The sequence below is a fragment of the Brevibacillus sp. YAE8 genome (assembly GCF_057543335.1).
The window spans coordinates 1-3,074 of sequence record NZ_BAAIYG010000063.1 but is presented as its reverse complement, the minus strand read 5'-3'; the positions used below and the strand labels follow the sequence as shown (position 1 = coordinate 3,074).

Sequence of the window (3,074 nt, the reverse complement as noted above, 5' to 3'; positions counted from 1 at the left end):
TCGTTCCATTGCCAAAACGATTGTCCAGTGGCGAGAGCCCATTTAGAATGATTTCTCCTTTCGGGTAACGAATGCCAAGATTGAAGGGACACACAACAAAGTGAAGGTGATCAAACGAAGAGCCTACCCCGTTGATACGAAGTGTGATTTGCATAATAGTCCACACAACAAAGTGAAGGTGATCAAACGAAGAGCCTACGGCTACCGCAATCTAGAGAGATTCAAGATTCGCATTAGACTGGAGTATAAACCGGCTACATAACTACGAAAAACTGCGATAGAGGGAGATCAAGCACGTTTTACGGTGAAGAGCTAAGATTATACAAAAAATCAACTTTTACATTTTTGGTATTATATGGTATGAATATAAAGTATTTTAAAAATATGGAGGTTGAATTGTCTTGAAGCTAACTAAATCTCTTGTTTCATTATCTCTATCAATTGCACTTCTGCTCGGAAGTTCTTCATCTCTTATATCAGCAAAATCACATGAAGAATCTGTTTATTTTGAAAATTTGCCAATTTCCATTGCAGAGGGAATTAGTCTTGAAGAACTTGCTGAAGCTCTTGACGAACCACGTATTCTTGAAAGTAAAAACGTAACGATTTTAGGCAAAGAAGAAATTAGAAGCTTATCAAATGTTGTAGGGGAAAGAAAAAAAGTTTACGGTGCCAAGAAAGACGATGATTCAAAAATCGACTACGTTGCAAAAGAATCTGTGAAAGGTGTGCAGCCTTTTATTATCAATGCTATTGCGTTTGATCATTATATGACGAGTGATTTTGGTAATGGAGAAGTTTACTCTAATATCGAGGTTAGTGCGGTTGTTGGTGATGTAGCATCGGTTTCGTTTACACATTCCATCACAAGATCTAACTACGAAAATGGTTCTTATAAAACTTCTAAATCGAAGTCCTCAAGCATGTCAAATCCACGGGTTGGAAGGTCACACCAAGTTTATGCCAATTCAGATACTGCGTGGTGGTCTGGTTATCTAACAGGTACTTTTACATCAAGCAAAGGAACAACTCGCTCTATTGCTGAACTAAATGGGCCAGAAAAGATCTTAACAAACACTTTAGGTGATGTGTATCCAGATTACGTGGACCCTCAATCGAACATTGAGCTTATCAAGCCGGATGCAAATCTTGTAAAGAAAAAAAGGCAAAGAGAAAGTAACTATAGAAGTAATTTTATTAATTACTATGAATTGAATTATGGGCGTCCACAGTATTTTGATTGGACTGAAGTAGAAATTCATCATATGATTCCATTAGAATACTATGGTTCGAATGATGTCGATAACCTTATTCCCCTTCTGAAGAAAGGTTATTCAAATGATTACATTATGTACCACCATGAAGTAACAAATTGGTGGAATAATTATTAAAATTACTTTGAATAGAAATGGCTACCATTATAAATTATAATGGTAGCTCATTTCTATATTATGGAATTATGGAGGAATACGTTATGACTACTGATTTCAAGGCGATTATTTCATCAATTCCAGGAGAATATGTAATTAACGAGTCTAAACTAATAATTCGAAATGAATCTATTCAATCTATTTTTCACCTAGCAGAATCGTCAGAAGCATTAAACGTTCTTACTGAAAAATATAAGTTTGTTATTCCTGATGATTTTCACTCTTTCTTAAGTCAATACAGAAAAGCAGTGTTATTCCAACATAGTCATTTTGGGGGGGGATATGATATTTTGAGTGTTGAAGGAGTAGTAGATTATTGGAAATCATACAGTATTGATGCTCCTTATTATCCAATCATCTGGAGTAGTCACTCAATTGGCAGCATATGTGTTAATCAAGAGCAAGTGGGTTCAGAAAATGGATACTTAACTTGGATTGATTCAATGGATCCTGAAAACCCAATTGACTTAAATCTGAGTTTTACCGATTGGTTAGTTAAACTTATTGAATGCGATGGCAAGGAATTTTGGCTGGAATCATAAGTGGATTTCTCCTTACGTTGAGAATCGTATGGCAACCACGTACTTTTCGATCTGCTGTGGAGACAGCGGCAATACGGACGCAAGCTCCTGCCATTCCTCTTGCCTGATCGCATACGGATCTAGCCCCCGCTTTTGTGCAAAGGCGTGGAGCTGGCTGTCGAGCTCTTGTACCCACGTAAACAAATTGGGTGTTCTGGCCAGATTCAATGTAGTGGCAAACGTCCCCAGGTCCAGATTGAAATCAACTGTAAGCACTTTTAAAGGGTAGGTGCCCTCCCTTTTTTTTACAAGAAAGAAAACTGGACAGCCCTTCGGCTGTCCCAAAACTTATAAAGTCTTATCTGTTAAAAAAAGAGTGGGTAAGTACCCGCTCCCTTTTCTTTATTGTATAGCGAAAACCCCCAGTTCCACTGGGGGTTCAGGAAAGCTTATAGCTATGAGTAGCCATCCTTTGAACCCAGTGATAAGATGAGAGCCGGTCTGCCAACCGCTCACATGAATCACAGGAGGACAAAGGATGGACAAAAGCAGTCTAGCACATACCAAATGGAACTGCAAATACCATATTGTATTTGCACCGAAATACCGCAGACAAGTGATATACGGAAAGTTGAGAAGAGAGATCGGAAAGATATTGCGGGAGTTATGTGAACGAAAAGGGGTGGAGATTATCGAAGGAGAAGCCTGCGTGGATCATATTCACATGCTGGTGAGCATTCCACCGAAATTAAGTGTATCTGAATTTATGGGCTACTTAAAAGGGAAAAGCTCTCTGATGATTTTTGATAAGTTTGCAAACATGAAATACCGATATGGGAACCGACAATTCTGGTGTAGAGGGTACTATGTGGATACGGTGGGGAGAAACAAAAAGGTAATAGAAGAGTTGGACTGTCAACACCAAACTAGACGGATTTCTTAAGTGCCTTCTGTTTGTAAACGAGTGGACTCAGATACCCCAATGTCGAGTGAATTCGGGACTGTAAAATATTTTGTGTAAACTCTCATTCCACATTCCATTACAATGAAACAAAGTGAGGTTGAGAGAACACATGGGACTCATTCCAAAAGACCAGCTGCGCCAACTTATCAAAGAACACAA

At 38.6% G+C, this 3,074-nt stretch carries 3 protein-coding genes and 2 pseudogenes; 4 read left to right on the top strand and 1 reads right to left on the bottom strand.

Features of this window, described 5'->3' with window-relative positions; all coding sequences use genetic code 11:
- From AC27IT_RS27505 to AC27IT_RS27495, 3 genes and pseudogenes are all read left to right on the top strand, one after another.
- Positions 1 to 262: pseudogene (locus AC27IT_RS27505) on the top strand (transposase); the annotation flags it as partial.
- Between the two features lie 139 nt (positions 263 to 401).
- Positions 402 to 1,391, top strand: coding sequence for an HNH endonuclease (locus tag AC27IT_RS27500; protein ID WP_283858232.1), 990 nt, complete (start codon positions 402 to 404; stop codon positions 1,389 to 1,391).
- Positions 1,392 to 1,474: 83 nt separating this feature from the next.
- Positions 1,475 to 1,972, top strand: coding sequence for an SMI1/KNR4 family protein (locus AC27IT_RS27495; RefSeq protein ID WP_005836914.1), 498 nt, complete (start codon positions 1,475 to 1,477; stop codon positions 1,970 to 1,972).
- 12 nt (positions 1,973 to 1,984) lie between these two features.
- On the opposite strand, the gene AC27IT_RS27490 is transcribed toward AC27IT_RS27495, so the two are convergent.
- Positions 1,985 to 2,227 carry a hypothetical protein gene (locus AC27IT_RS27490; RefSeq protein WP_283858231.1) on the bottom strand — a complete coding sequence of 81 codons (243 nt, stop codon included), beginning with the start codon at positions 2,225 to 2,227 and terminating at the stop codon, positions 1,985 to 1,987.
- 262 nt (positions 2,228 to 2,489) lie between these two features.
- Here AC27IT_RS27490 and tnpA point away from each other — a divergent pair.
- Positions 2,490 to 2,858 (top strand): annotated as a pseudogene (tnpA, locus tag AC27IT_RS27485) (IS200/IS605 family transposase); the annotation flags it as partial.
- Positions 2,859 to 3,074 lie beyond the last annotated feature (216 nt).